Genomic DNA, 25,778 nt, shown 5'->3' on the forward strand with positions numbered 1-25,778 from the left:
CATATTTTCCGCGAATTCTAACCGATCGGGTTCCCGCGGTCGCCGGCTCCGCAAGGCCCTTCGCCCGGTTGCTGCAAAGGGATATGCTAAACTCCGAGTTGAAGGTCCTCTCTTCGGAATTGTCGCAGACGGAGGGCCATCCACCAATAGTTCCTCGGTCTCGCGCGTGTCGCTAACCTCTCACGACTCGCCGTCCGGGGAGGGTAGGTCAGCATGCTCGAGGCATTGCAGTTGATCGCCGACACGAATTGGATTCAGCTCGCGCTCGCGGTCATCATCTTCGATATTCCCCGCTATACGTTTTCACTGCTGTCGCTCTCTCTGCTCGGCCTGGCCGGAGCGCTGTCGCAACGGCAGGCGCCGACCAGCGCATCGGTCAGCGTGATCGTGCCCGCTTTCAACGGTGGTCCCGGCCTGCTTCGTTCGATCGAATCGCTACGTCGGCAGACCCTGGCGCCGCTCGAGATCATCGTCGTCGATGACGGCTCCACCGACGACACGCGCGCAATTGCCGAGCGGGCGCGTGCGGCGGGTCTGGCGGATATGGTCATCTGCCACGGCACGCGCTGCGGCCGAAGTGCGGCGATCAACGCCGCCGCCCGCTTCGCCAGCGGCGAGCTGCTTCTGACGGTGGATTCCGATACGCTGTTCGAACCGGCGGCCGTCGCCGGGCTCGCATCCGCATTCACGGATCCGCGCGTCGCGGGCGCGAGCTGCAACATCGCGATCAGCAACGAAGCCAGCTCGATCTGGACGCGGCTTCAAAGCATCGAATATTTGATGTCGATCAGCGCCGGCAGGACGATCCTCGACACCGTCGATGCGATCGCCTGCCTTTCCGGCGCCTGCTCCATGTACCGCCGCGATGTCTTCATGCGGCATGGCGGGCTCGACGTCGGTCCGGGAGAGGATCTGGAATTCAGCCTGCGGCTGCGCCGGCTGGGTTATCTCGTTCGCTTCGTGCCCGAAGCGTGGGTCGCAACGGCAGGACCCGCCAGCGGCCTTGGCCTGCTGCGCCAGCGCGCGCGATGGGATCGCGACGCCTTGCGAATCCGCCTCATCATGTATGGCGAATTGCGGTTCTTCCATCGCTTCGAGCGGCTGCCCGATACGCTGCAGAGGCTGGATTTCATCCTGTTCGACCTGATCCCCACGCTCAGTTTTCCATTCTATCTCGTCTATCTCGTGGCCTTGCTCGGCTCCGACGCCTTCTGGCTTCTCGCCGCGATCTACGTCCTGCTGACGTGGATTTCGTTCTTCAACCTCGGTCTCGCCTTCGCCCTGTTCAAGCGTGCGCCGCGTATCCTCGATCTCGGGGCGGCGCTGGTCTTCCCGATCTATCAGAGCGTCTATCTGAAATGCGCCCGGCTGGTCTCCTACTCCTCCGAGATCATCTTCGCCGCTTCCGGGAACGACGACTTCGTGCCGCCGCGCGTACGTCGCGCCCTGTTTTCCGGCTAGGGGAGGAGCACGCCGATGAATGTTGTCATCAACAGGCTGGACCCGAATGTCCCCGATCCCGTGGAAAGCCGCCGAAGCGCTGCGGGACGGCTCGTGCGCCTTACCTATGCGACGGCCGTTTTCGGCGTGCTCGCCTTCCTGGTCGTCTATTTCGGCGCGCCACTGGTCTATCTGAGCGGACCCGGGACCGTCTCGTCCCCGCCGCACGTCGTTTCACTGCCCTATCTGGTGCAGGTCGCAGAGGTCATGGTTACGCCGGGCACCACGGTCGAGGCGGGGGACCGGATCGCACAGATCCGCTCGCCCGAGCGCGACAACATCGTGGCGACCTATATGCGCGCATTGGCCGACATCGCAAGCCGGCGATCGGAGTTGCGTATCAGGGCACGCGTCGCGCAGGAAACGCTCGAGGCGGCGAAAGCGTACAGGACATTGACGGAAGATGCCGTCGACCAGATCGAAGCGTCGAGCGCAGCGAGCCTGGCGTTTCGGCTCGAATTGCTGCGTGAACGCGGCCTCGCTCGCAAGTCCGTCATTTCGCAGGAGGCGGAGATTGCGGAGTCCATCACCCAGCTGGCGGATCTGGACGATTTTGGCCAGCAGCTGCGCGACCATCTCGACGACGTGGAGCGGAATTTCGCCGGCGGCCAGGTGCTGGCGCCGATCGCCGGCATCGTTTCGACCAATCTCGCCAATGCCGGGCAATCGCTGGTGGCCGGCACGGCGATCGCCGAAATCCTTGATCCCACCGACATCTTCGTCGATTGGTACATTCCGAATGCGCGCCTGGTCGAGCCCAGGATCGGCAATCAGGTGCTCGTGCTGTTCGGCAACCGCCGCATCGCAGGAACGATCGCGGAGATCCTGCCGGTCTCGGACGTGTATGCCGCAGGCCGGCAACCGCTGACGCGCGAGCGCGCTGCGACCCAGATCGCGCGCATCCGCTTCGCTGCGGAGGCCGTTCCGCCGCCGCTGAATTCGACGGTTTCCGTTCACTTGTACTACACGAACCTGGCGTCCCGATTGGCCGCAGCGCTGGTGCGCCTGCTGGGCCTGCAATAGGCCGGGGACATCCTGTCGAAAGGAAACGAAGGTGCAGATCAGCGCGGATGAAACGATGTGTCCGGTCTGCCGAAATCGTCTCGCGTTCGATCGGATCCTGCATCACATGATCTGCGCCTATGTCGGGCCGTCCAGCGATTTCACCGAGACAGGCAACGGCTATGTCTGCCCGAAATGCCGGCGCAGCATCGCCTCGGGCGATCCGGCTTGCGAAGAGGTCGGCACGAGTGCGCGGTGCAGTGCCTGCGGTCAGGAGATGGTCGTGTCGCCGGCCGCGGGCTCGATCTGAAACCAAAGAGATGCGCGAGGTGATGGATGCTTCGGGTGTCGCCGGTCGTCGTCGCCGCGGGAAGGTTTGCCGGCGTGCTCAATGCGGCTATCTGACGTTCGAATTTTGGCGTTCGGCCTCGACGGGTTCAAAGAGCAATCTCAGGCTTGTGAGTGGCAAGCCTTGGGATGTGGTCCCATATGAGCCCGCGGAGGACAGCCCATGCAATACAGCTCCGAGCTCATTCAGACGATGCGCCAGGCACTCGAGACCGTGATGGCGAGCGTGCCGTCCCATCAGTCGGTCTTCGGCCTGAAAGCGGCCGTCGCCGAATACATCCTGAAGGCCGCCGCGCATGGGCAGACGTCATATGACGGGCTGGTGGCGTCCGCTTCCGACCAGATCCAGGCGATCGTTTCGATGCTGACGTAGGCGCGGGCTGGGTCGCCTGACTTTTGCAATCCGACCTTTCGGTTCAAGGCCGCGAACTGAATTCAAGAACTTTCTGGCCTGCAGCTCAAGGCGGTTGCTGTCATCCGAGAAAGCCTCCGCGGTTGTCAGCAATTGTGCGGACGCGCATTCCATCTCACGGCAACCGCGGGCCACCTTGAGTGTGATGTCCAGCACTGACTCGCGGCCGCAAGCGTTCGCATGGCCTGAGTGATGTCGTGGCCTGCCGCGAGCGCCGCAAAGCCGCCTCAGTCCGAACCTATCCGAAGCCGCCTTTGGCATTCATTCAATAGTACAAATCATCAGCATTAGAGGATACATGCAACGCGCAGCGCTGAGCCTTGTTTTCACGGGTTTGATGTCCATTGCCGCCACGGCACAAGATTTTCCCAAGGCAGGAATTCTGGATGTAAAGGTCCAGGTGACTGGTCATCACAACGATCCGAACAAGACTTTTCAGGGTAAGGAAGCGAAGCCCTGGCGTGATTTCGACTATAGCCGCGAAGCTCACGTGGAAATTCCGTTGGAGGCAACCGAGTACAACGGCATGGTCCAGAAGGACTTGGAAGCCCAAAATAAAGCAGCCGACGCCATGCTCGCGCAGAGCGGTCTGACCAAAGCGGATATGGCAGGGATGGGCAACGCGATGGCTGCATGCGCACAGAAATTCGAGGCCTGCGGGGAGTCTGCTGCCTGCGAGCGGCAAATGCAGGCTTGCGCGCAGTCGGCGGCGCTGGCAAACGCGAAAAACTTCAAGCCGCCGACGGCGACTGTGAAACCTGATTTGACGAGGTTTGTCGATTTCAACACGCCGTTCGTTGCGGATGTGCGCAATCAGCATGGGTGCGTTGGGAGCGGCTATGTCCGCGTGAGGGACCGCCTCAAGGGAAGAGAGCTTGATTCCGTCAAAGGCTGGTTTGACATCAGCGGGGAGATCGCGGGAGATGCAACCCTTCCTGTTCTCGAAAAGACAAACGACACCAACGATTTTTGCGGCACCAAGATCAGCGTGAACACCAAGGACAAGACTTACAACATCCATCTGCGCTTCTTGGCCGAGGCGAACACCACGATCGATATCCGCAGCATATTTGCACCCCTGGTAAAAAATAACGGCAGATTGAGAATCCTTGGGAGCGACCTCGCCGAATTGAACTTCGCAGACAAGCCGTTGCCCTCGACAGGCTCCATAAGCGGTCAGGAGACCATTCAATCCGGTACGTATACGATTGCCGTGAGCTGGACCTTGAAACCAACGTCATCGGCGATCGAAGCTGCGCCCACAACAACGCCCGCCGTCATAGAGAAACAGCCGGTTCCTGCATCGGCACCGGGGCCGGGATGTCTTTTGGATAAAGACAAAAAGAAGTGCCTCAATGACAAGGGCGTAAATACCTTGCCGAAGCAAAACTGAGGATCAAATCGGCGAAGGACACCGGACGGGCGCGCCGGGCGCCGTTGTACGCAAATGGCGCGCCACGGCCGACGAAGATGGGCGTTATTGCTTCGCCGTGGCACTGTGATGCGATGGCCGATTACTCGCTCCAGCCGACTAATCTGCGACGGCCTACGCCGGCATCGCACAGCGTCGCAGCCTGACACTGCCTGCGCTATCCGGAGGAACTGGAGTCTAGAAGCTTCACAGTCGAAATCGGCCACTTGCCGTCGTGGCCACCGATCGAGATCCGGAGCCCGTGCACCTCGTCAAGGAAGACGTGATCAACCGTCCCCGCCTTACCGTCGGTCAGGATAACACCCCTGCCGATTAGCTCTGCCTCGGCAGCATGAAGTTCTCGAAGGATGTTCGTCGCTCGTTTGGTCCAGTCATCGGACATGGTCATGCCATACCCGGCCGGCGGGTTGGTGAAGACCAGTCAGAGCGGCGGATGCATCGAGGACATCGCCGCTTCGTGCAAGTCGACCAACCGTTCTTGTCGCGCTCACCCCTGAAACCCTTCCGGCAGCCGCGGCATCTCGCTTTCGGCCACGACTTGCAGCGTGGGTTACTTCGGTGGGTGCAAATCGCCTTGAAGCCAGCGGCCAAGGGCCTTGGAATGCATTGGATCTTCATGCGCTGCGAAGATCGTAAGTTCGTGATTGCAGACAGCGCATCGAAACATGTGCAAGTCCACGCTTGGGCTTTCTGGCTCGATGCTGACGAGCATCATCTGGGCCTTGCAGCTCGGGCAGGCGGGGCGCAAAAATGGAGCCGGTGGAACGGGTCGCGCCAATCTGGCGGCCCACCGTTGTTCGAACTTTCTTTCGAGGTCCGCAGGGATCGTGCTCATGATCCGAACTCCGGGGTTCGCGGTCCTACCCCGGTGCTATCCCCTCAACGCTCGCGGCGCCCTAAAGGTCCTAAACAGCACCAGAGGGAACCATGCCCGCCGGCTGAGGCGATGAGCCAAGTTTGCCCAGTTCACCGGGCGCGTCCCAAGGGCCGGCTTGCTCCAAAGGAGTCTAACACGACCGGCTTGGATCGTTTGGGAAGGAAAGTGAAACAGCCTCCACGGTTGGTGTGGGTGCCACCTTGTAGGAAAGCCTAGAGCGAGCTGACGACCATCGAAATTGGGGGGCGCGGACCCAAAATGCGTTCCCCGCGCGCCCCCAGATTCAGGTCGTCGGCCCGAGGGGCACAAAAACGCAGATTTCGGCCGAAAAACTGGCGCACCCGACACGATTCGAACGTGTGACCTTTGCCTTCGGAGGGCAACGCTCTATCCAGCTGAGCTACGGGTGCTAGTCGGGGTTCATTTAGCCGATTGGCGAGGGGTGGGCAATCGCTAGCTTTGCCCGGGCTCAGGCGCCCGGGATCGCCCGATTCGTGGGTTTACGCTTCGCTCTTCAATCCTGGAGGGCGGCCGGTCCCGAGATCTCGCCGGAATCGTTCACAAACATCAACGGGCCCGCCTCCGAGGTGGCGAACACGGCCGCCGTGAGCGGGCCGCCAAAGCAGGCGCCGGTATCCAGGTTCAACCGGTTCGCCCGCAGATCAGGTGTCCGGGACCGGATCGGCGTATGGCCATGGACAATGAATAGCCCGTGGTCGAGATCAGACGACAAGAAGGGTTCCCGAATCCAGAGCAAATCTTGCTCGGACTGCGACGCCAACGGCACGGCCGGCCGTATTCCTGCGTGGACGAAAAGTCGTCCATGCTCGATCTTCATGAGCGGAAGTGCGCGGATCCAGTCGAGATGCTCGCTCGGAAAATCGACGGGATCGTCGATCCCGTAGCTGTCGAGCGTCTGTTCGCCACCGTTTCCCCACCAATTCATGAGATCCCGGTCGGAGCGCTCCATGTCGGCCGCGCGAAGCAACATCTCCTCATGGTTGCCCCGCAGACAGACGAAGGGGCGGTTCTGCTTCCCCTCGCTGCCGACGAGAAAATCCATCACCTCGCGGCTCTGGGGGCCCCTGTCGATGTAGTCTCCAACAAGGACGAACTGCGCACTCCGCTCGCCGCGAATCTCGTCGCACACGGCGAGAAGCGACATCAGCTCTTCAAAGCAGCCGTGGATGTCGCCGATCGCGAAGGTGAGCATTTCGTCCTTGGGAAGGGGCAAAGCAAGCTTTCTCCCTCTTGCCAGCTCAGATGGTGAGATCCTTTGTCGTTCCCTTGAACCTGATGCGCTTCGGACCCAAGCCCAGATCCGCGAGCGATTCGATCACTCTGTCGTTCAGCGTCTTGCCGTCCTTGTCCTTGCGGTCGCGTTGGTCCGCGGTGAAATCATAGACCAGCAGCCCGACATTGGCACTGCTGATGTTGATCTTTGCCCCCTTCGCAACGGCGCTGATCGCCGCGGCCACACTGCGATGCCCGTTGCTCCATTCCGCCATCGCGGTCAGATTGGTTGCAACCCATCGATAGCTGTCGTCGATCTCCGCCTTGTGGAGGTCGATCACCGTTCGGTAGTCCTTGATCTGGCGGACAATCTTGCCGTTCTCCAGCTCGGGATTGCTGAACGTCTTGGCCTCCCAGAACACCAGATCGACGCCGCTCGCCGTCGTTTCGAAGTTCGCCAGGTCCATGCGCGGGAGGCTCCGCTCGACGCCGGGGGCGCCGGATGCGTTGATCGCAATCTCGACGTCGACGACGGAGAGATTGGACGTCGCGATCTCGTGGACGCCTTCCTTCTCCTGTCCGGAATAGAGCGACGCAGCCCTTTTGAGCTTGTCCAGGGTCTTTGCGCCCTCGTATTCGCGCGTCAGCATCCTTGGCTCGGCCTTGCCGAAGGCGAACTTGCCGTCGACAAGCGAAATCTGATCCTTCAAGTCCGGATTCAGGAGATACTTTTCGTGGGTCGTGGCGGTCACCTTCCCGCCCTTGAACGACACTTTGAAGATCGATTGTCCCTGCCAATAGACGTTCAGGTACTCATCCCGAATGCCGATGATGAGCGAGGGATCGGCGAGAACGTCTTTCCACCAGCCATCCTGCTGCGCGAGTGCCCCGAGTGCCTTGCGAAAGTCGTCGTTCCGGATGCCGCGTTTGAAGCTCATCTCATACCTCCCACCATTCGCCATCGCTGCGTCGCGTGACGTTGTCAAAATATCTGGAGAAACTGTCGCCTTCGAACGTGTGGACGGGCACCAGTCTGTCCGGTTGTATTGCGTTCGAGAGCCGCTTGAGATCCAGGATGCTGGCGTGGCCCGAGGTATGGATGACTTCAACGGGAACGCCGCGTGCAGCGAGATCCGCCTTCAGCCTGGCGCCAGGGCCATCCTTCAGGTATCCGTCCCATTGCGACCAGATCGCCCTGGTGCCGGCCCAGAGATTTGCGGTCTCCACGTCGCGGGCCATTGCCGGACGAAACAACATCACCGTGCGGTCGGCGATCTCGGTGATGCGATCGCGGTAGATGCGCGCGGATCTGTACGGCTCCAGGAGATCGAAGCGCTTGTTCCGTGCGATCTGTTGCCGCTGATATTCCGGCACATAGACCGACAGATTGGGCCAGCCGACGTTCGGCAGGCGCTCGTTGCCGGTGGCCCGCAATATCTCCATCGCGTAGAGATCCAGCAGCAGCGTTCGGCCGCTGCGTTTGCAGGCGCGATAGATGCTGACGATGCGATCGATGTTCTGCGCGGAGGCGGAGAGGACCACGAAGCCCGGCGGCCCGAGGCTCTCGGTCAGCCTCGCCTCGATGTCGTCTTCCGTCGGAAATTGCGTGTCTTCGTCGAGACGGCCGAGGCTAGACCCCTCCATCAGCATCGTATCGACGCCGCGGGGCGGATTGCTTACCAATCGCTCGAACAGGCCGCCCTTGCGACCATGCGCACGGATATCGCCGCTATAGAACAGACGCCGGCCGGCGGCATGGATCAGCAGCGCATAGGCATCATAGGCCGAATGATCGACAAGATAAGGTGTGATGCTGAACGGGCCGATCTGGAAGGTCTTGCGATCGGCCAGCTCGAACGAAACATCCGGCACGAAGGCATTGGGCACGAAAGGAGCTGCCGCACGCATGATGCGCGCGGTCGCGGCGCCCATGGCGAGAGGGACATCGGGTCTGCACAGGGGTAGCAAACCCCAATGATCGCCGTGTCCGTGCGACAGGACGATCGCACGCAGGGCTGGATCCTCGACGCGAAGCCCGGCCACGGGCGGGAGCAGGTCATCCGAGGGGCCGACGGCATCGAGCGGAAGTCCAAGGTCGAGCAGGATTCGCTCGCCCGCGGCCTCGAGCTCGATGCAGGTGCCACCAATTTGCTGTGTTCCGCGGTGGACACGTCCGCGAAACGAACCGGCTTCCTCGGACATCAGCGGTTGATCTTGGTGGCAGGGCCGGGTTCGGCCGGACAGGGGAGGGCACTGCGGGATGGGCAGGGAAACATCAAAGCGAATACGGCTCCAGGCAACGACTTATCTATATTCAAATGAGCGTCCGAGAAATTGCGGCTTCTCGAGAAGAAAATATGCGTGTTGTACTGGCGCAACATCCTCCGCCCGCGAGCCCGAACGCAATAGAACCTTCGATGAACATCAACCTCGGCTGGAGCGGCGATTTGCGACGGCTGGAAGCCGGTGCGCGCCGCGACCTTCCCGCACGAACTCGGCCAGCACCCTTTCGGCGCAGATGACGCGGTTGCGGCCGAGCCGCTTGGCGACATAGAGCGCCTCGTCGGCCTCGCCCAGCAGACGGTTGGGGCCGCCGTCGGCCGCGCCGGGTATGCGGCTGGCGACACCGACGCTGAGGGTGACGTGGTCGCCGGCCCCATTGGCGCCATGGGCGATCGCTAAGGCCATCACGGCGATGCGGATCTCCTCGGCGATGGCGCAGGCGCTGTCGCAATCCATGTCCGGCAGGATCAGCGCGAACTCCTCGCCGCCATAGCGGCTGGCGAGGTCGAGCGGGCGCACGGCATGGCGGCTCACCACGGTCGCGACCGCGCGCAGGCATTCGTCGCCGGTCTGGTGGCCGTGGTGGTCGTTGAACAGCTTGAAATGATCGACGTCGACGAACAGCAGCGCCATCGGCTTCTGCGTGCGCTCGGCGCGGGCCCATTCGCTCATCAGCATCTGGTCGAACGAGCGGCGGTTCGACAGGCCAGTGAGCCCGTCCTTGGTGGCGAGCTCCTTCAGCGCCATCTCGGCGCGCTTCTGGTCGGTGAGGTCGCGCAGCGTCTCCACCACGGCGATCAGCCGGCCGGCCTCGTCGTGGATGGGGCCGGCGTCGATCGCGAGATAGAGCTGGCTGCCGAGCTTCGGCATCACGCACCAGTTCTCGGCGGAAAAGCCGAGCCCGTTATGGCCGCGCGCCGCATATTCCGAATAGAACTCCGGCAGTTGCTCGGGACGGTCGAGCGCGACCAGGTCGGCAAGGCAGGGGCGCCTGGTTTCATAGAAGGCTTGCCAGTGCTTGCTGGTGCCGATCACCTCGGAGGCGGCGACGCCGGTCAGCCGCTCGCAGGCCCTGTTCCAGATCACGACGCGGCGCTTCGGGTCGATCACGAAGGTCGGCACCACCAGGTGCTGCATCAGCCGCGCGGCATAGGAATCCGCAGCGTCGACGGACTTTGCCGGAGTCTTGTTTGGCTTCGTCATCAGGCCACCGCCGCCACCGGTGCGGCATCGCCGGGGCCGAACAGTTTTCGCACGTCAGTGGCCGGCTTCGGCGCGCTGAACAGATAGCCCTGCATCTCGGTGCAGCCGAGGTTACGCAGCATCTCGCGCTGGGCCTCGGTCTCGACGCCCTCGGCGACCGTGGTCATGTTGCTGGCGGCGGCGATGTTCACCACCGCCTGCACGATGACGGGCGCGCCGCTGGTCTCCGCGATGTCGGCGACGAAGCAGCGGTCGATCTTGATCTTGTCGAACGGGAAGCGCTTGAGGTAGCTCAGCGAGGAGTAGCCGGTGCCGAAATCGTCGAGCGCGATGCGCACGCCGATCGAACGGAGCTGATGCAGGATCGACAGCGCCGCCTCGTCGTCGCGGATCAGCACGGCCTCGGTGATCTCGAGCTCGAGCCGGGAGGGAGCGAGCCCGGAGGCCGCGAGCGCGCTGGCGATCCTGAGCGCCAGCGTGTCGCATTTGAGCTGCACCGGCGAGACGTTGACCGCAACCCGTATATGCGCCGGCCACGTCGCGGCTTCGTTGCAGGCCATGCGCAGCACCCAGTCGCCGAGCTCGTTGATCAGGCCGGTATCCTCGGCGACCGGAATGAACTCCGCCGGCGAGACCATGCCGCGCTCGGGATGGCGCCAGCGCAGCAGCGCCTCGCAGCCGGAGACCGCGCCCGAGCGCAGATCGACCAGCGGCTGATAGTGGATCTCGAAGCCGCCGTTCACCAGGGCCTGGCGCAGATCCTGCTCCATGGTCAGGCGCGCCTTGGCGCTCGCATCCATCTCCGGCTCGAAGAAGCGGTGTGTGCGGCGTCCCTCGGCCTTGGCGCCGTACATCGCGAGGTCGGCGTTCTTGATGAGCTGGTCGAGATCGGCCCCGTCCTGCGGCGCCAGCGCGATGCCAATGCTGGCGTCGGTTGAGAGCTGGTGGCCGAGGCAGTGATAGGGCTGCCGGATCGCCTCGTAGATCCGCGTCACGAAGGACAGCACATCGGCGGAGGACTGGATACCAGTCTGGATCACCGCGAATTCGTCGCCGCCAAGCCGCGCGATCAGGTCACCCTTCTTGAGGCAGCCGCGCAGGCGGGTCGCGATCGCCTTCAGCAGCTCGTCGCCGACGTGATGGCCGAGCGAATCGTTGATGCCCTTGAACTCGTCGACGTCGATATAGAGCAGGGCGAACTGGCAGCCATCCGCGGCCTTTTCCAGCTCGCGCTCGATCTGCTCGCGGAACAGCGTGCGGTTCGGCAAATCGGTCAGCGCATCGTAATGCGCCATATGCGCGATCTTCTCGTGGGCACGCCGCCGCTCGGTGACGTCCTCGACGACACTGATGAGGTAGCGCGGCTCGCCGGACTTGTCGCGAATGCCGATCCGGGTCGAGGTGATGTAGCGCGGTCCCTTGGTCTGGCTTTGCCAGGCGTGCTCGTCCTTGAACAATCCCTCGGCGGACTGCAGCGCCCTGCTGTCGTCCTCGGTGACGAGTCTGGCCGCCTCAGCCGGGTACAGGTCGAAGGGGGCCTTGCCGACAATCTCTTCACTGGACTGGCCGAACTGCTCCTCGGCGGTCCGGTTGACCAGCAGATATTGCCGCGTTCCGGCGTCCTTCACCGTGATCTGGGAGGGGATGTGATCGATGATCTCGCGCAGGAACATGTAGTTGCGGTCGCGCTCCTGCTCCAGATTGCGCCGCTCGGTGATCTCCTCGATCGTGGCGACCCAGCCTCCCTGCGCGAGCGGCGTGTTGATGACCTGGAAGGCGCGGCCGTTGGGCAACTCGTGGATCCTGGTGGAGACCGTACCTTCGGCGACCACCCGCATCACTTCGGCGCAAAACGCCTCGACATCGCCGCCGAACGCGCCACGCTCCTTGCGATGAGACATCGCCTCGCGGATGTGACAGCCGGGCTTGATGACGTCGTGGGAGAGGCCGAACATGTCGGCATAGCGGCGGTTGCAGGTGGCGATGTAGCCGCTCGCGTCATATAGGATCAGCCCCTGCGACATGTTGTTGAGGGCGGTGTCGAGCCGCAGCCGCTCCGCCTCGATCCGCTCTTGGGCCTCGCGGTTCTGCCGGTTGATCTGGCGAATGATCAGATAGAGGATCATCGCGATCACGGCGGCGGAAAGCGCGGCCGTGGTGACCATGAAGCCGGTCTGCTGCCGCCAGTCCGCAAGCGCTCCAGCCATGGTGTTGGTGGCGACGATGACCAGCGGGAAATGCTTCAGCGACGCCGCCGATCCGAGCCGCTCCTCGTGGTCGATCGGGCTCCTGACGCGAAGCGTGTGCTGACCGCCCCTGGTCAGCACCTTCCGCATCAGCGGGGCATCCTTGAAGCTCCTGCCGATCAGTTCCTCGACATGGGGGTAGCGTGCCAGCATCTTGCCTTCGCGGTCGAACAGCGCGATCGCCGTGCCCTCGGCAAGCGCCACGGATGCGAAATAGTTCCGGTAGCTGTCCGGATCGATCCGGCGGACCATCGCGCCGAAGAAGGTGCCGTCGGCGCCGCGCAGCCGTCGTGCAACGACCGTGGTCCATTTGCCGATGATGAAGCTGCGGACCGATTCCAGGATGACCGGTTCGGCCATCGGATCGGATTTGAGCGTCTGGAAATAGGCGCGCGAGGAAATATTGATCTTGGGCAGCGGCTGGATTCGCGACCAGTTGATGAGTTCTCCGTCGGCATCGTAGATCGCGATGTCGCCGAGATAGGACACTGAGCTGACCTTGCTGCGCAGCATCTGGTTCGCCGCAGGGCCCGACATGCGCTCGCGGAACACCGCGGGCGAGCTGATCTCCGGCAGGTTCATCTGCCCGATCAGGTCGGCGGCAACGACATCGGAGTCTTCAAACTGCTGGTCGAAGTGGCGCGCGATCAGCTGTACCGTGTTTTCCAGCTCGCGTTCGCGGTTGAGCAGGGTCCGCTCGCGGAATTCGCCGACGGCCATGGCGGTCACGGCGAAGATGCCCGCGACCAGCAGCACACCGCACAGGGTCAACCACAGGACCGGGCCACGACGCGCTAAGGCCGCCCAGCCGTTTTTCGCGGCTAGGGACATTCCGGCTGCCATCGTGGAAAAGACCTGGCGCATTCCCCCTCCCTGGAAGGACAGGAATACACCTCACAAATGGCGCAAAGCTTAGGAAAACCAGTTACCTAAGGATTAAATCAGGTTGCGCCGGCGCGCCCGTATGCCGCCGGACGCGAAGCACGTCACGGTTGCGCTGCGTCCGCAGCAACCGCTGCGCTGCATCATTAATCGATGCTTAATGCGAGGGGCCCACGGTCTTCTTGCCGCCGCCATGGCGCAGCCGTCCGACCACGCCGGTCGGAAAGAAGTAGACGCTGGCGATGAAGAGCAGCCCGAGCCACAGCAGCCAGCGGTCGGGATGCAGGAGTCCCGGCAGCAGCGGCAGGCCGGCTTCCGAGGCCGCCTTCGAGGCAACGCCCATCAGCGACTGCAGATAGTTCTGCGCGAGGATGAAGATGGTGGCGCCGATGATCGCGCCGTAGATCGTGCCCATGCCGCCGATCACCACCATCAGCAGGATGTCCAGCATGATGGAGAAGCTGAGCGAGGTGTCGGGGCCTGCATAGCGCAGCCACAGCGCGTTCAAGATGCCGGCGCTGGCGGCGACGAGGGCGGCGAGGCAGTTGGCGTAGGTCAAATGGAAGACGGTGCGGAAGCCGAGCGCCTCGGCGCGAAAGCGGTTCTCGCGGATCGCCTGCAGCACGCGGCCGAACGGCGAGTTCACGACGCGCAACAGAGCGAGGATCATCAGCGCCGAGATCGCGAACACCAGATAGAAGGTCAGGATGCGACCGTTGATCTCGAAGCCGAACAGGTTTTTCGAGATCAGCACCGTGCCGGGGCGCAGCAGCTCCGGCAGCTGGAAGCTGCGGCCGTCTTCGCCGCCGGTCAGCCAGGACAGCTGCGAGGCCAGCACCTGGAAGGCAGAGGCGACCGCGAGCGTGATCATGGCAAAGAAGATCGCGGCCACCCGCAGCGAGAACAGGCCGATGGCGAGCGCGAGCAAGGCCGCCAGCGGCAGGCCGGTGACGATGCCGGTTGCGACCGCCGCCCAGTTCGGGCCCATGCCGTACAGCGCGATCGCGATGGCATAGCTGCCGATGCCATAGAACATGGTGTGGGCGAACGACACCGAGCCGGTATAGCCGAGCAAGAGGTCGTAGGAGGCGACCAGCGCGGCGAAGACGCAGATCTTGGCCGCGACGTTCAGCGCCTTGGCGCCCGGAAACAGGAATGGCGTCGCCGCCAGCGCCAGGATGATGACGACGAGGAGGAGCGTGAGGACGCGGCTGCGCGGCGGATCGCCGGAAAGGATCATCATCGGCTGGTCACCGCATAGAGGCCGCGCGGCCGCCACATGAGAATGGCGACCATCAGCAGGATGTTGGAGACGAGGGCGAGTTTCGGCACCAGGAAGCCGCCGTAATTGGCGACCATGGCCACCAGGATCGCGCCGATGAAGCAGCCCCCGATCGACCCGAGTCCGCCGATGATGACGACGATGAAGATCAGGACGGTGAGGTCGTCGCTCATGGACGCGTGGACCTGCTCGCGATAGAGCGCCCACATCACGCCACCGAGGCCGGCCAGCGCTGATCCCGTCATGAACACGCCGAGGAACAGGCGCCGGATGCGATAGCCGAGCGCCTCGACCATCTCGCGGTTCTCGACGCCGGCGCGGATCAGGAGGCCGAGCTTGGTGCGGTTGAGCACGAGCTGGATCGCAATGAAAACGGCGAGCCCGATCAGCATCGCCAGCACGCGGTATTTGGCGATCGCGACATCGCCGAGAATGAAGGAGCCGCGCAGCGAGGCCGGCAGCGGCATCGGGATGATCTGCGGTCCCCACAGCGCATAGAGCGTCTGCTCGGCGACGATCAGACCGCCGGTCGTCATCAGGATCTGCTTCAGATGCTGGCCGTAGACCGGCAGGATCAGCACGCGCTCGACGACCAGGCCGAGCGCACCGGACACCGCCATCGACAGCAGTGCGGCCGGGGCCAGCACCGCAAGGTTCATCCAGAGCGAATCGGCCTGGATGGACGCCGCGAACGGCGCAAGCACCAGCGTTGCGACATAGGCCCCGACGGCAATGAAGGCGCCGTGGCCGAAATTGAGCACGTCCATCAGGCCGAACACCAACGTGAGGCCCGAGGCCATGATGAAGATCATCATGCCCATGGCAAGGCTCGCGGCGGTCAGCGTCAGCCAGGAGCTGGTCGATCCGATCAGCGGGATCATCAGAAGGGCGAGCGCAATCGGCAGCAGGACCGGCGCGAGGTCGCGCTTCGGTTTCGGCAGGGGATCGGTTGCAGCAAGGTCAGTCACTGATGCGCCTCCAGGCTCAGGCCGAGCAGCCGCTCTTGCAGCGGCACGTCGGCGGCGAGCGCCGCCATCTCGCCGCGATGGACGATGGTGCCGTTGTCCATCACCAGCACGCTGTCACCGAGCTCGCGCGCGGCAAAGAAATTCTGCTCGACCAGAAGGATCGTTGCGCCCTTGCGCTTGATCTCCTTCAGGCACTCGATCAGCGCCATCACGATGGCGGGCGCCAGACCCTTGGTCGGCTCGTCGATCAAAAGCAGCTTGCGCGGCTCGATGATCGCGCGCGCGATCGACAGCATCTGCTTCTGCCCGCCCGAGAGGCTTCCCGCCCGCGACAGCCAGAACCGGCGCAGCGCCGGGAAGAAGCCGAAAATCCAGTCGAGCTGGGCGTCGTCGAGCGGTCCGTCGCGAGCCGCGAGCACCAGATTCTCCTTCACCGTGAGGTCGGAGAACACCGCCATGCTCTCCGGCACGTAGCCGACGCCGAGCCTGGCGATGTCGGGCGTGGCGCGGCTCTCGATGCGCATCCCGGCGAGGCTGATCTCGCCGCTGGAGGCCTGCCACAGGCCCATGATGGTACGCAGTGTCGTGGTCTTGCCGGCGCCGTTGCGGCCGAGCAGCATCGTGACCTGTCCTTGCGGGACGGCGAGATCAATGCCCTGGAGGATGTGATAGCGCCCAATATGGGTGTGCACGCCGGAGAGTTTGAGGAGATCGGTCATGCGGCGCTCTTCGGTGCGACGCCCAGATAGGCTTCCTGCACGATCGGCGAGGCGATCACCTCGGCCGGCGGGCCATCTGCAACAAGTTGCCCGTTATGCAGCACGATGATGCGATCGGCGAGCGAACGCACCACGTCCATCTTGTGCTCGACCAGCAGGATGATCTTGCTCCTGTCCTGCTTGAGCTGCGCGATCAGGTTGAGGACAACAGGCACCTCGTCGATGCTCATGCCGGCGGTCGGCTCGTCGAACATGAACACTTTCGGCTCCAGCGCGATCATCAGCGCGACCTCGAGCTTGCGCTGGTCGCCATGCGACAGCGCGGTCGCGGCGACGCCGCGGCGGCTGCCGAGCGCGACCTGGTCGAGGATGGCGTCGGCGCGCGCGATCAGGTCGCGGCGCACCATCCAGGGCCGTAGCATGTCGTAATGGGTGCCGTTCGCCGCCTGCACCGCGAGCCGGACGTTCTCTTCCACGGTGAGATTGGGAAACAGATTGGTGAGCTGGAACGCGCGACCAAGGCCCGCGCGGGTCCGCATCGGCGCGGAATGCTGGGTGATGTCGGTGCCGTCAAACAAGATGCTGCCGCTCGATGCGCGCAGCTGGCCCGAGATCAAATTGAAATAAGTGGTCTTGCCGGCGCCGTTCGGCCCGACGATGGCGGTGAGCTCGCCCGGGCGAAAGCTGCAGGTGACGTTGTTGACTGCGACATGGCCGCCGAAGCGGATGGTGAGATCGCGGGTTTCGAGGGTGAGCGTCATTGAACGTCTGGAAATGATGAAACTGGATTTATCCGCGGTCGCGGTGCGCACCCTCCCCCGCTTGCGGGGGAGGGCAGGGGAGAGGGTGTTTCCGCAGGCGAGAGCCTCAAGAGATGAGAGCCCCCTCCCGGCCTCTCCCGCATCCGCCTTCGCCAAGGCTTCGGCGGACAAGAGCGGGAGAGGTGAAGTAAGACGCCTACCGCTTGTTCTTAACCGGAACGTCCATGTCCTCGATCTTCAGCTCGCGCACCGGCTCGAGCACGGCCCAGGCGACGTTCGGATCGACCTTGACCTTGAAGTGATACATGCTCTGCAGCGCCTGATGGTCCTCCTTGCGGAACACCATCTTGCCTTTCGGCGTGTCGAACTCCAGGCCTTCCATCGCCGTGATCAGCTTCTCGGTGTCGGTCGACTTCGCCTTGGTGACGGCGGCGACAACGGACATAGCGGCTGCGAAGCCGCCCGCGGTGAAGAAGTCCGGCGGGGCCTTGAAGCGCTTCTGGTGCTCGGCGACCAGCCAGTCGTTCACCGGATTCTTCGGGATCTCATAGTAGTAATAGGTCGCGCCTTCCATGCCGGGCAGGCCCTTATAGGCGGCGAGCGCCGGCAGGATGTTGCCGCCGGTGGAGAGCTCGATGCCGTAGCGCTTCGGGTCCATGTCCTGGAGCTTTGCCAGCGGATTGCCGGCGCCGGCCCAGATCACCCAGATGATCTTGCGGCCCGGCTTGTCCTTCAGCGCATCGAACAGGCGCTGGCCGACCGCGGTGAAGTCGGTGGTCGAGGTCGGGGCATATTCTTCCGCTGCCAGCGTCGCGCCGGTCTTGGCGAGCGCCTCCTTGAAGGCGGCGACGCCATCGCGGCCGAAGGCGTAGTCCTGCGCCAGCGTTGCGACGGTGACGCCCTGCTTGCCGATCGCGACCGCGTTGGAGATCGCGTCCTGCGAGGAGTTGCGCGCGGTGCGGAAGATGTAGCGATTCCACTTCTCGCCGGTAATCTGGTCCGCGACCGCGGGCTCGACGATCAGGATCTTCTTGTTCTCTTCAGCGACCGGGAGAATCGCCAGCGCCGCGGCCGACGAGGTCGTGCCGATGGCGATGTCGGCCTTGTCGTCCTGATAGGCTTCCGCGAGCGCGGCCTTCGAAAGGTCCGGCTTGCCCTGGTCGTCCTTGGTGATGACGACGATCTTGCGGCCGTCGAGCGTCATGGTGCCCTTGGTGGCGTATTCAAAACCCATCTGCAGGCCGGTCTCGGTCTGCTTGGCATAGGCTTCCAGCGGACCGGTCTTGCCGTAGATCAGAGCGACCTTGAGATCGTCGGCCCGTGCGGAGGTACTCGCGGCGAGGGCAAGGATGGTTGTTGTTATGATGAATGATCGACGCACGATGGTCCCTCCTGATTCAAAGTTTCTAGGTAACAGCGATTTGCACAACACTACGAACATTGCAATTGAACCTTCCGGCCGAGCGTGTCGGCCTTTCGAGCATGCATCATTTTTGGGCTTGCCGCATGGTTCGCGATATTTCGGCCCCCTCGGCCTGACGTCGATCCGACTGCGCTTCCTCCGCACTTTCGAAGATGTGCGGCGCGACGCCGCGCTTCTCCAGGGCTTCGCCGAGCTTGATGCGCAGGAAGCCCGACGTGGTGTAGCGCGACACGCCGGAATAGAAGCGGTCGACCAGGCTGCGCACCATGGCTGAATAATCGTCCATCAGCTCCGGCAGGATGGAAAAATTGTCATAGTTGACGATGGTGTAGACCCGGCGGCCGAGCGGAGCGAGCTTTGCCTCGACGATATCAGCGATGGCGTCGATCTCTGCCTTGCTGCGCAGCGGATAGCGCTCCAGATTGACGAAGAACAGGTTCTGCTGCTCGTCCAGCGTGAAGCGCTGGTCGAGCGGGATGGTGAGCAGGCGCTCGCGCAGCTCCATGGGGCCGTCGCGGAAGATGCGGGCGTCCATCAGGGCGGGGTCGCGCGGGATCAGCGGCTTGAAATCCATCAGGCGCAGGATGTCGCGCTCGATGTCGATGCCGGGCGCGACTTCGGTGAGCTCGAGCCCATCCGGTCTGAGCTCGAGCACGCAGCGTTCGGTGATATAGAGCGTGCGTTGCTTGCGCGCGGCAGCGAACGGGCCGCTGAAGGTGACGTGCTCGACCTTGTCGACGAACTTGCGTGATTTGGCTTCGTCGAGGATGACGAGCTTGCCGTCATTCACCGCGATGCGCTGCTTGCCCGCGCCGAATGTGCCGACGAAGACGACCTCCTTGGCATTCTGGCTGATGTTGATGAAGCCGCCCGCGCCCGCAAGCTTCGGCCCGAACTTGCTGACATTAAGGTTGCCCACACGGTCGACCTGGGCGAGGCCGAGGAAGGCGGCATCGAGACCGCCGCCGTCGTAGAAGTCGAACTGATACGGCTGGTCGATCACCGCCTGGGTGTTGATCGCCGCGCCGAAATCGATCCCGCTTGCCGGGATGCCGCCGATCACGCCCGGCTCCGCCGTCAGCGTGATGAGGTCGATGATCCGCTCTTCATTGGCGACCGAGGCGATGCCCTCAGGCATGCCGATGCCGAGATTGACGACGCTGTTGGCCTTGAGCTCCAGGGCGGCGCGCCGGGCGATGATCTTGCGCTCGCTGACCGGCATCACCGGCAGGGAGGCGGCACGGACGCGGATCTCGCTCGAGAACGCCGGATTGTATTGCGTGCCGAAGGTCTGCCAATGGTTCTCCGGCTTCGCCACGACGACGCAGTCGACGAGGATGCCGGGGATCTTGACCTGGCGCGGATTGAGACTGCCGCTTTCGGCGACGCGCTCGACCTGGGCGATGACGATGCCGCCGGAATTATGCGCCGCCATGGCGATGGCGAGCGCCTCCAGCGTCAGCGCCTCCTTCTCCATGGTGAGGTTGCCGTCGGGATCGCCGGTCGTGGCGCGGATGATCCCGACATCGATCGGGAACGTCTTGTAGAGCAGGCACTCCTCGCCACGCAGCGTGATCAGCTCCACCATGTCCTCGGTGGTGCGTGCATTCAGCTTGCCGCCGCCATGCCGGGGATCGACGAAGGTGCCCATGCCGACGCGGGTGATGTGACCGGGCCGGCGTGCCGCGATGTCGCGGAACAGATGCGTGATCACGCCCTGCGGCAAATTATAGGCCTCGATCTGGTTGGCGATCGCGAGCTGCTGCAGCTTGGGCGCAAGGCCCCAGTGCCCGCCGATCACGCGCCGGACCAGGCCCTCATGCGCGAAATGATTGAGGCCGCGATGCTTGCCGTCGCCCTGGCCGGCCGCATAGACCAGCGTCAGATTGTGCGGCTTGCCCTGCGTGTAGGGCGCATCGCCCTCGTGGGAGAGATAGAGCTCCTCCAGCGCGATCGCGATCTCTTCGGCGAAGCCGATGCCGACGAAGCCGCCGGTGGCGACGGTATCGCCGTCGCGGATCAGCATCACGGCCTCAGTCGCCGAAACGACCTTGCCTTTCTCGGAATTGCGTAAGTAAGGCAGTGCTGGGTGCTGGCTCACGGCGTTCCTCCCGATCCCTGGACCGCATGCCGTTGTTATGCGTTGATCTTATCGCGAGGAGCGGCCCTGGAACAGGTTGCTCCTCGCGACAAGAGGCAGCATCAGGGCATCAGGACTGCACTATCTTGCGTGTCTCGGTGGCGAAATAGACCGAGACGACGGTGATGATCGCCAGCGCGATCATGTAGAGCGAGATCGGCCAGGTCGCCGGGGCATAAGCCGTCATCAATCCCGTCGCGATCAGAGGTGACAGCGCGCCGGCGAAGATCGAGGCGAGGTTGTAGCCGAGCGAGACGCCGCTATAGCGCACCTTGGTGCCGAACAGCTCCGACAGGAAGCTCGCCTGCGGCCCGTACATCGCGGCATGGCCGACGGCGAGGCCGAGCACGATCGCGATCCAGGCGTATTGCGGGTTCTTGGTCGACAGCAGCATGAACAGCGGGAACGACATCAGCGCCGAGAACACCGCGCCGAAGATGTAGATCGGCCGCCGCCCGAGCCGGTCGGAGAGCGCGCCGAAGGCGGGGATGGTGAAGGTCTCGATCGCCGCGCCGATCAAGACGCCGTTGAGCATGTCCTGCTTGTTCATGCCGAGCGATTGCGTGGCATAAGCGAGCACGAAGGTCGCGTAGATGTAGAAGAAGCCGTTCTCGGCGAAGCGCGCGCCCATCGCGAGCAGGATGTTCTTCGGATACATCCTGATCGCCTCGAGGATCGGCATCTTCACTTCCTGCTTGGTGTCCTTGACCTTCTGGAACTCCGGCGATTCCGCGATGGTGAAGCGGATCCACAGGCCGACCAGCACCAGCGCGATCGAGAACAGGAACGGGATGCGCCAGCCCCAGGCATAGAGCTGCGCGTCGGTCAGCAGCGCGGAGACCACCGAGAAGACCAGCGTGCCGAGCACGAGGCCGAGCGGCGCCCCGAGCTGCGGCCAGCTGCCGTAAAAGCCCTTCTTGTCCGCGGGCGCATGCTCGACCGCCATCAGCACCGCGCCGCCCCATTCGCCGCCAAGGCCAAAGCCCTGGATCAGGCGGCAGGCGACGAGCAGGATCGCGGCCCAGATGCCGGCGGTCTCATAGGTCGGCAGGAAGCCGATCGCCGCCGTCGCCGCGCCCATGATCAGCAGCGTCAGATAGAGCATGGTCTTGCGGCCGATCTTGTCGCCGTAATGCCCGAACACGACGCCGCCGAGCGGGCGTGCGATGAAGCCGAGCGCGTAGGTGGCGAACGCCAGCAGCGTGCCCATCATCGGGTCGAAGGTCGGAAAGAACAGCTTGTTGAAGATCAGTGCTGCGGCCGTGCCGTAGAGGAAGAAGTCGTACCACTCGATCGCCGTGCCGATCAGGCTCGCGGTGGCGACCGTGACGTGCGATGGCTGTCTCGTCTGAAGCTGATGGACCGAGATCGCTTCACTCATCTTGCGTCCTCCCTGGTTGCGAATGCGCATGTGCAGCATGCGTCATTGTGCAAAGCGAAGAGCAAGCTCCGCGCCAGATGCCGCAGGTTTGCGCAAATTGGCTGAAAACCCAGCAGATTCAGCAAAAGCGTCGGGACAAAGCGGCCAGGTCGCGTGTCAGGAATCCGAGACTCCGGACACTCTGAGTCTCGAAACTCAGACGGAGGCTGGTCCCGTGGCGAGGCCGAACTTGGCGAGCTTCTTGTAGAAGGTCGCGCGCGAGATCCGCAGCATCTTGGCAGCCTCCGAGATCTGGCCGTTGCTGGCGGCGAGCGCCTGCTCGAGCGTGTGCTTCTCGAACTCGGCCTCGGCCTCGGCATAGGGCACCACCGTTCCGGCAGGGCGCTCGGGCGGTGCAAGCCGGACCTCGGTGCCGACGGGGAGAATGCGGACGAAGTCGTCGCCGGTCAGCCGCCCGGAATCGCTGAGGATCAGCGCGCGCTCGAGGATGTTGCGGAGCTCGCGGACGTTGCCCGGCCAATCATAGCGGGCGAGTGCGGCGAGCGCGCTCGGCGTAATCTTGGCCTTGACGTAATCGCCGGACGCGCTGATGTCGTCGAGCAGCCGGGCGCAGATGTCGGGCAGGTCGTCCAGGCAGTGGCGCAGGGGCGGCAGCACGATCGAGAGCACGTTGAGCCGGTAGTAGAGATCGGCCCGGAATGTTCCATCGCTGACCCGCTTGTGCAGGTCGACATTGGTGGCTGCAATGACGCGCACGTCGACCTTGCTGACCTTGTCGGAGCCGAGCGGCTCGATCTCGCGCTCCTGCAGCACGCGCAGGAGTTTCGCCTGGAGCTGCAGCGGCATCTCGCCGATCTCGTCGAGGAACAGCGTGCCGCCGTCGGCGACTCGGAATTTGCCCTCGCGCCCTTTGCGGTCGGCGCCGGTATAGGCGCCGGGAACGGCGCCGAAGAATTCGGACTCGATCAGCGTTTCCGGGATCGCGGCGACATTGACGCTGACGAACGGTTTGTCGGCGCGGGAGGAGGCGTTGTGGATCGCCTGCGCCAGCATTTCCTTGCCCGTTCCGGTCTCGCCGGTGAGCAGCACCGTGACGCTCTGCCGCGCGGCCCGCGCTGCAAGCTCCTTGGCCTGTGCGATGGCCGGCGTCGTACCGACGAAGTCGGCGAAGGTGAAGCGCGCGGCGCGGGCGTTGGACAATTGCCGTCGCGCCAGCCGCAGGTCGTTCTCGAGTTGGGCGACGCGCCCGAGCAGCGGCTTCAGGCCCTCGAGGCGATCATAAAGCACGAAGCCGATCGCGCCGATGATGTTCCCTTTCTCGTCCTCGATCGGCATCCGGGTCACGACGAGTTGCTGGCCGCCGAGCTCCATGATGTCGAGGATGATCGGCTCCCCCGTTTCCACGACCCTTCGCATCAGGCTGTTGGGGATGACCTCTTCGATCGGGCGGCCGAGCGCTTCGGATTCATGCGAGAGGCCAATCGCGGTGACATATTTTTCGTTGACATACACCACGCGTCCGCTGCGATCGATTGCGATGGCGCCCTCGCACAGATGCTCGAGCCGTTCGAACAGCGTCTCCATGGCGCGTGCGCGGATATAGGCGGGATCGCTGACGACGGAGACGGCGGTGGACATGGCGTGCCTCGCGGGAAGCCCGCCTGTTTATTACCAAAAGCGTAGTAATTTCAAAGGGGGAATTGAAGGCTGCGTGCATCCCATTCTCCGCTGTCGTCCCGGACAAGCGAAGCGCAGATCCGGGACCCATAACCACAGGGAGTTGTTTGGCGAAGACTCGTGGTTACCAGCTCGCGCCGTCACTTCTTCCTGTGGTTATGGGTCCCGGGTTCGCGCTTTGCGCGCCCCGGGACGACGGCGGTGTTTGTCGCCCCGCTGTCGGCCTACCGTCGATACCCGCTCGCCCGCGAATAGCCCTGGCGGTTCTGCTGCATCGGGCGGCTGGCGACGTTGGCGCGGGCTTCGCTGGAGGCGGGGGTTGCGAGCTTCAGCTCCTCCAGGAAGATCGGGCGGGAGAAGTAATAGCCCTGCGCATAGCGGATCTTGGTCGCAGCCTGCAGATAAGCCAGCTCCTCGTAGGATTCGAGCCCCTCGGCGATCACGGTGATGCCGAGCGCCTCGCTCAGGGATTCGATCGCGCGCAAAATGCCCTGGCTGCGCGGGCGCTTGTGGATATCCGTGATGAAAGAGCGGTCGATCTTGATCTCGTCCGCGGTGATGTCGGCGAGCGCGGAGAGCGAGGAATAGCCGGTGCCGAAATCGTCGATCGAGATGCCGACGCCGAGCTTGCGGAACATCGGCAGGATCTCGGCCTGGAAATGATTCTTGGCGACGAAGGCATCTTCCGTCACCTCGATCATGAAGCGCTGCGGAAAGCCGGTCTCCTCCAGCGCCCGCGCGAAGCTGCGCATGAACTCGGGATTGCCGGCCTGCTTGGCGGCGACGTTGATGCTGATGGTCGCTTCCGCGCCGAAGGTGTCGTTGATCAGGTCGATCGACTTGACGATCTCGGCGAGCACGAGATGGGTCAGCTCGTCGATCAGTCCGAGCTCGCCGGCGAGGTTGATGAACGAACCCGGTGCCTGGATCACGCCCTCGTCGTCGCGCAGGCGCACCAGGGCCTCGATGCCCTTCACGGCCTGCGTGCGGATGTCGACCTTGGACTGGAAGGCGCAGCAGAAGCGCTTTTCCAGGATGGCGAGTCGCAGCGACTGCTCGATCTTGCTCCGCGCCAGCGCCTCGCGCTCCATGCTGGCGTCGAAGAACGCGGCCAGTCCCTTGCCGTTGTTCTTGATGCGGTACATCGCGATGTCGGCGTTCTGCCGCAGCGTCTCGAAGCTGCGCCCGTGGTCGGGATAGAGGCTGATGCCGACTGAGGTCGAGGCGAAGACTTCCGAATGGTCGATGAAGAACGGCGCGGTCAGCCGCTCCAGCGTCGACTGCATGAACTCGGCGACTTCCTCCTGGCTCTGGATCGGGGAGAGCAGCAGCAGGAATTCGTCGCCGGAGATGCGCGACAGCATGTCGGAATCGCGCAAGTCGCGCCCGAGCCGTTTCGACAGCTCGACCAGCAGCGCATCGCCCACGGCGTGGCCGTAATAGTCGTTGATGTGCTTGAAATTGTCGACGTCGAGAAAGGCCAGCGCGAAGCGCTCGCCGCCGATGTCCTTCGCGAGCAGGCTGTTGGCGCGATGCTCGATCACGCGGCGCGAGGGCAGGCCGGTCAGCTCGTCGAAATAGGCCGAGCGAAACAGCTGGTCCTCGAAATTCTTCTGTTCGGTGATGTCGGAGGAGGCCGAGATCAGGAGCTCGCGTCCGGCGAGGCGAACGGGGCGATGGGTCGTGAGCAGCACCTGGCGCGCGGCGCCGTCGTGAAGCGCTTCCTCGGTGACGATGGCCTCGCCGGCGCTCAGCGCCTTGCGGCAGGCTTCCCGGCGCGGCGCCAGATCCGGCGAGGGGCGGCTGCCGTCCATGCCGAGCTGGGCGGCTGCAGCATCGTTAACCAGCAGAAGCTCGCCATGGGCATCCTGCACGGTCAGGCCGGCCGGCAGCATTCTAACGATTTCCTTGAGAAATCCGAGTTCGGCTTCATTCGCGCCGGAATATTTGTTGTCGTTCATAGAAGTCATGAATCTTGTTGTTCAGCGCGCCTTTGCAATGCACGCAAT

20 protein-coding genes and 1 tRNA gene are annotated in these 25,778 nt (G+C 63.6%); 5 read left to right on the forward strand and 16 right to left on the reverse strand.

All coding sequences use genetic code 11. The features are described 5' to 3' along the window. The first annotated feature begins 213 nt into the window (after window positions 1–213). From JQ635_RS36775 to JQ635_RS36795, 5 genes are all read left to right on the forward strand, one after another. Window positions 214–1,461: a glycosyltransferase family 2 protein gene (locus JQ635_RS36775; RefSeq protein ID WP_211414652.1), complete on the forward strand. Its 1,248-nt coding sequence runs from the start codon at window positions 214–216 to the stop codon at window positions 1,459–1,461. Window positions 1,462–1,476: 15 nt separating this feature from the next. Next, complete coding sequence (locus JQ635_RS36780; protein WP_211414653.1) at window positions 1,477–2,523, forward strand: HlyD family secretion protein; 1,047 nt, start codon at window positions 1,477–1,479, stop codon at window positions 2,521–2,523. 31 nt (window positions 2,524–2,554) lie between these two features. After that, a complete protein-coding gene (locus JQ635_RS36785; protein ID WP_211414654.1) occupies window positions 2,555–2,812 on the forward strand; it encodes a hypothetical protein in 258 nt (85 codons plus the stop codon). A 201-nt stretch (window positions 2,813–3,013) separates the two neighbouring features. After that, the gene (locus tag JQ635_RS36790; protein ID WP_211414655.1) at window positions 3,014–3,223 is read left to right on the forward strand and encodes a hypothetical protein; all 210 of its coding nucleotides are present in this window, start codon (window positions 3,014–3,016) and stop codon (window positions 3,221–3,223) included. Window positions 3,224–3,560: 337 nt separating this feature from the next. Continuing rightward, window positions 3,561–4,655, forward strand: a complete 1,095-nt coding sequence (locus JQ635_RS36795) for a hypothetical protein (RefSeq protein WP_211414656.1) — start codon at window positions 3,561–3,563, stop codon at window positions 4,653–4,655. A 196-nt stretch (window positions 4,656–4,851) separates the two neighbouring features. On the opposite strand, the gene JQ635_RS39140 is transcribed toward JQ635_RS36795, so the two are convergent. The 16 genes from JQ635_RS39140 to JQ635_RS36870 form a co-directional block, all read right to left on the reverse strand. Continuing rightward, window positions 4,852–5,082, reverse strand: a complete 231-nt coding sequence (locus JQ635_RS39140; RefSeq protein ID WP_246584007.1) for a PRC-barrel domain containing protein — start codon at window positions 5,080–5,082, stop codon at window positions 4,852–4,854. Between the two features lie 822 nt (window positions 5,083–5,904). Then, window positions 5,905–5,981 (reverse strand) — tRNA-Arg (locus tag JQ635_RS36800). 104 nt (window positions 5,982–6,085) lie between these two features. Next, window positions 6,086–6,805, reverse strand: coding sequence for a metallophosphoesterase family protein (locus JQ635_RS36805; RefSeq protein ID WP_246584008.1), 720 nt, complete (start codon window positions 6,803–6,805; stop codon window positions 6,086–6,088). A gap of 25 nt (window positions 6,806–6,830) precedes the next feature. Further along, window positions 6,831–7,742 (reverse strand): hypothetical protein, encoded by a 912-nt coding sequence (locus tag JQ635_RS36810; protein ID WP_211414657.1) that lies wholly within the window; start codon window positions 7,740–7,742, stop codon window positions 6,831–6,833. A 1-nt stretch (window position 7,743) separates the two neighbouring features. Continuing rightward, window positions 7,744–8,907 (reverse strand): MBL fold metallo-hydrolase, encoded by a 1,164-nt coding sequence (locus JQ635_RS36815; protein WP_349631902.1) that lies wholly within the window; start codon window positions 8,905–8,907, stop codon window positions 7,744–7,746. Between the two features lie 321 nt (window positions 8,908–9,228). Then, entirely contained in the window at window positions 9,229–10,290 is a 1,062-nt protein-coding gene (locus JQ635_RS36820) for a sensor domain-containing diguanylate cyclase (protein ID WP_211414659.1), read from the reverse strand. Beyond that, window positions 10,290–13,400: a bifunctional diguanylate cyclase/phosphodiesterase gene (locus JQ635_RS36825; RefSeq protein ID WP_211414660.1), complete on the reverse strand. Its 3,111-nt coding sequence runs from the start codon at window positions 13,398–13,400 to the stop codon at window positions 10,290–10,292. Before JQ635_RS36825 ends, JQ635_RS36820 begins: the two co-directional genes overlap by 1 nt. Window positions 13,401–13,575: 175 nt before the next feature. Further along, a complete protein-coding gene (locus JQ635_RS36830; RefSeq protein ID WP_211414661.1) occupies window positions 13,576–14,661 on the reverse strand; it encodes a branched-chain amino acid ABC transporter permease in 1,086 nt (361 codons plus the stop codon). After that, a complete protein-coding gene (locus JQ635_RS36835; RefSeq protein ID WP_211414662.1) occupies window positions 14,658–15,668 on the reverse strand; it encodes a branched-chain amino acid ABC transporter permease in 1,011 nt (336 codons plus the stop codon). The genes JQ635_RS36830 and JQ635_RS36835 overlap by 4 nt, the downstream gene beginning before the upstream one ends. Further along, window positions 15,665–16,387, reverse strand: coding sequence for a branched-chain amino acid ABC transporter ATP-binding protein (locus JQ635_RS36840; RefSeq protein WP_211414663.1), 723 nt, complete (start codon window positions 16,385–16,387; stop codon window positions 15,665–15,667). The genes JQ635_RS36835 and JQ635_RS36840 overlap by 4 nt, the downstream gene beginning before the upstream one ends. Next, a complete protein-coding gene (locus JQ635_RS36845) occupies window positions 16,384–17,148 on the reverse strand; it encodes an ABC transporter ATP-binding protein (protein WP_211414664.1) in 765 nt (254 codons plus the stop codon). Before JQ635_RS36845 ends, JQ635_RS36840 begins: the two co-directional genes overlap by 4 nt. A gap of 196 nt (window positions 17,149–17,344) precedes the next feature. Beyond that, the gene (locus JQ635_RS36850; RefSeq protein WP_211414665.1) at window positions 17,345–18,529 is read right to left on the reverse strand and encodes a substrate-binding domain-containing protein; all 1,185 of its coding nucleotides are present in this window, start codon (window positions 18,527–18,529) and stop codon (window positions 17,345–17,347) included. A gap of 106 nt (window positions 18,530–18,635) precedes the next feature. Next, window positions 18,636–20,672 (reverse strand): acyl CoA:acetate/3-ketoacid CoA transferase, encoded by a 2,037-nt coding sequence (locus JQ635_RS36855; protein WP_211414666.1) that lies wholly within the window; start codon window positions 20,670–20,672, stop codon window positions 18,636–18,638. A 109-nt stretch (window positions 20,673–20,781) separates the two neighbouring features. Next, complete coding sequence (locus tag JQ635_RS36860; protein WP_246584010.1) at window positions 20,782–22,092, reverse strand: MFS transporter; 1,311 nt, start codon at window positions 22,090–22,092, stop codon at window positions 20,782–20,784. A gap of 195 nt (window positions 22,093–22,287) precedes the next feature. Further along, window positions 22,288–23,730 (reverse strand): sigma-54 interaction domain-containing protein, encoded by a 1,443-nt coding sequence (locus JQ635_RS36865; RefSeq protein ID WP_211414668.1) that lies wholly within the window; start codon window positions 23,728–23,730, stop codon window positions 22,288–22,290. A 263-nt stretch (window positions 23,731–23,993) separates the two neighbouring features. Beyond that, the gene (locus JQ635_RS36870) at window positions 23,994–25,730 is read right to left on the reverse strand and encodes a putative bifunctional diguanylate cyclase/phosphodiesterase (protein WP_211414669.1); all 1,737 of its coding nucleotides are present in this window, start codon (window positions 25,728–25,730) and stop codon (window positions 23,994–23,996) included. Window positions 25,731–25,778 lie beyond the last annotated feature (48 nt).

Source organism: Bradyrhizobium iriomotense (assembly GCF_018130765.1).
GTDB classification, from domain to species: domain Bacteria; phylum Pseudomonadota; class Alphaproteobacteria; order Rhizobiales; family Xanthobacteraceae; genus Bradyrhizobium; species Bradyrhizobium iriomotense_A.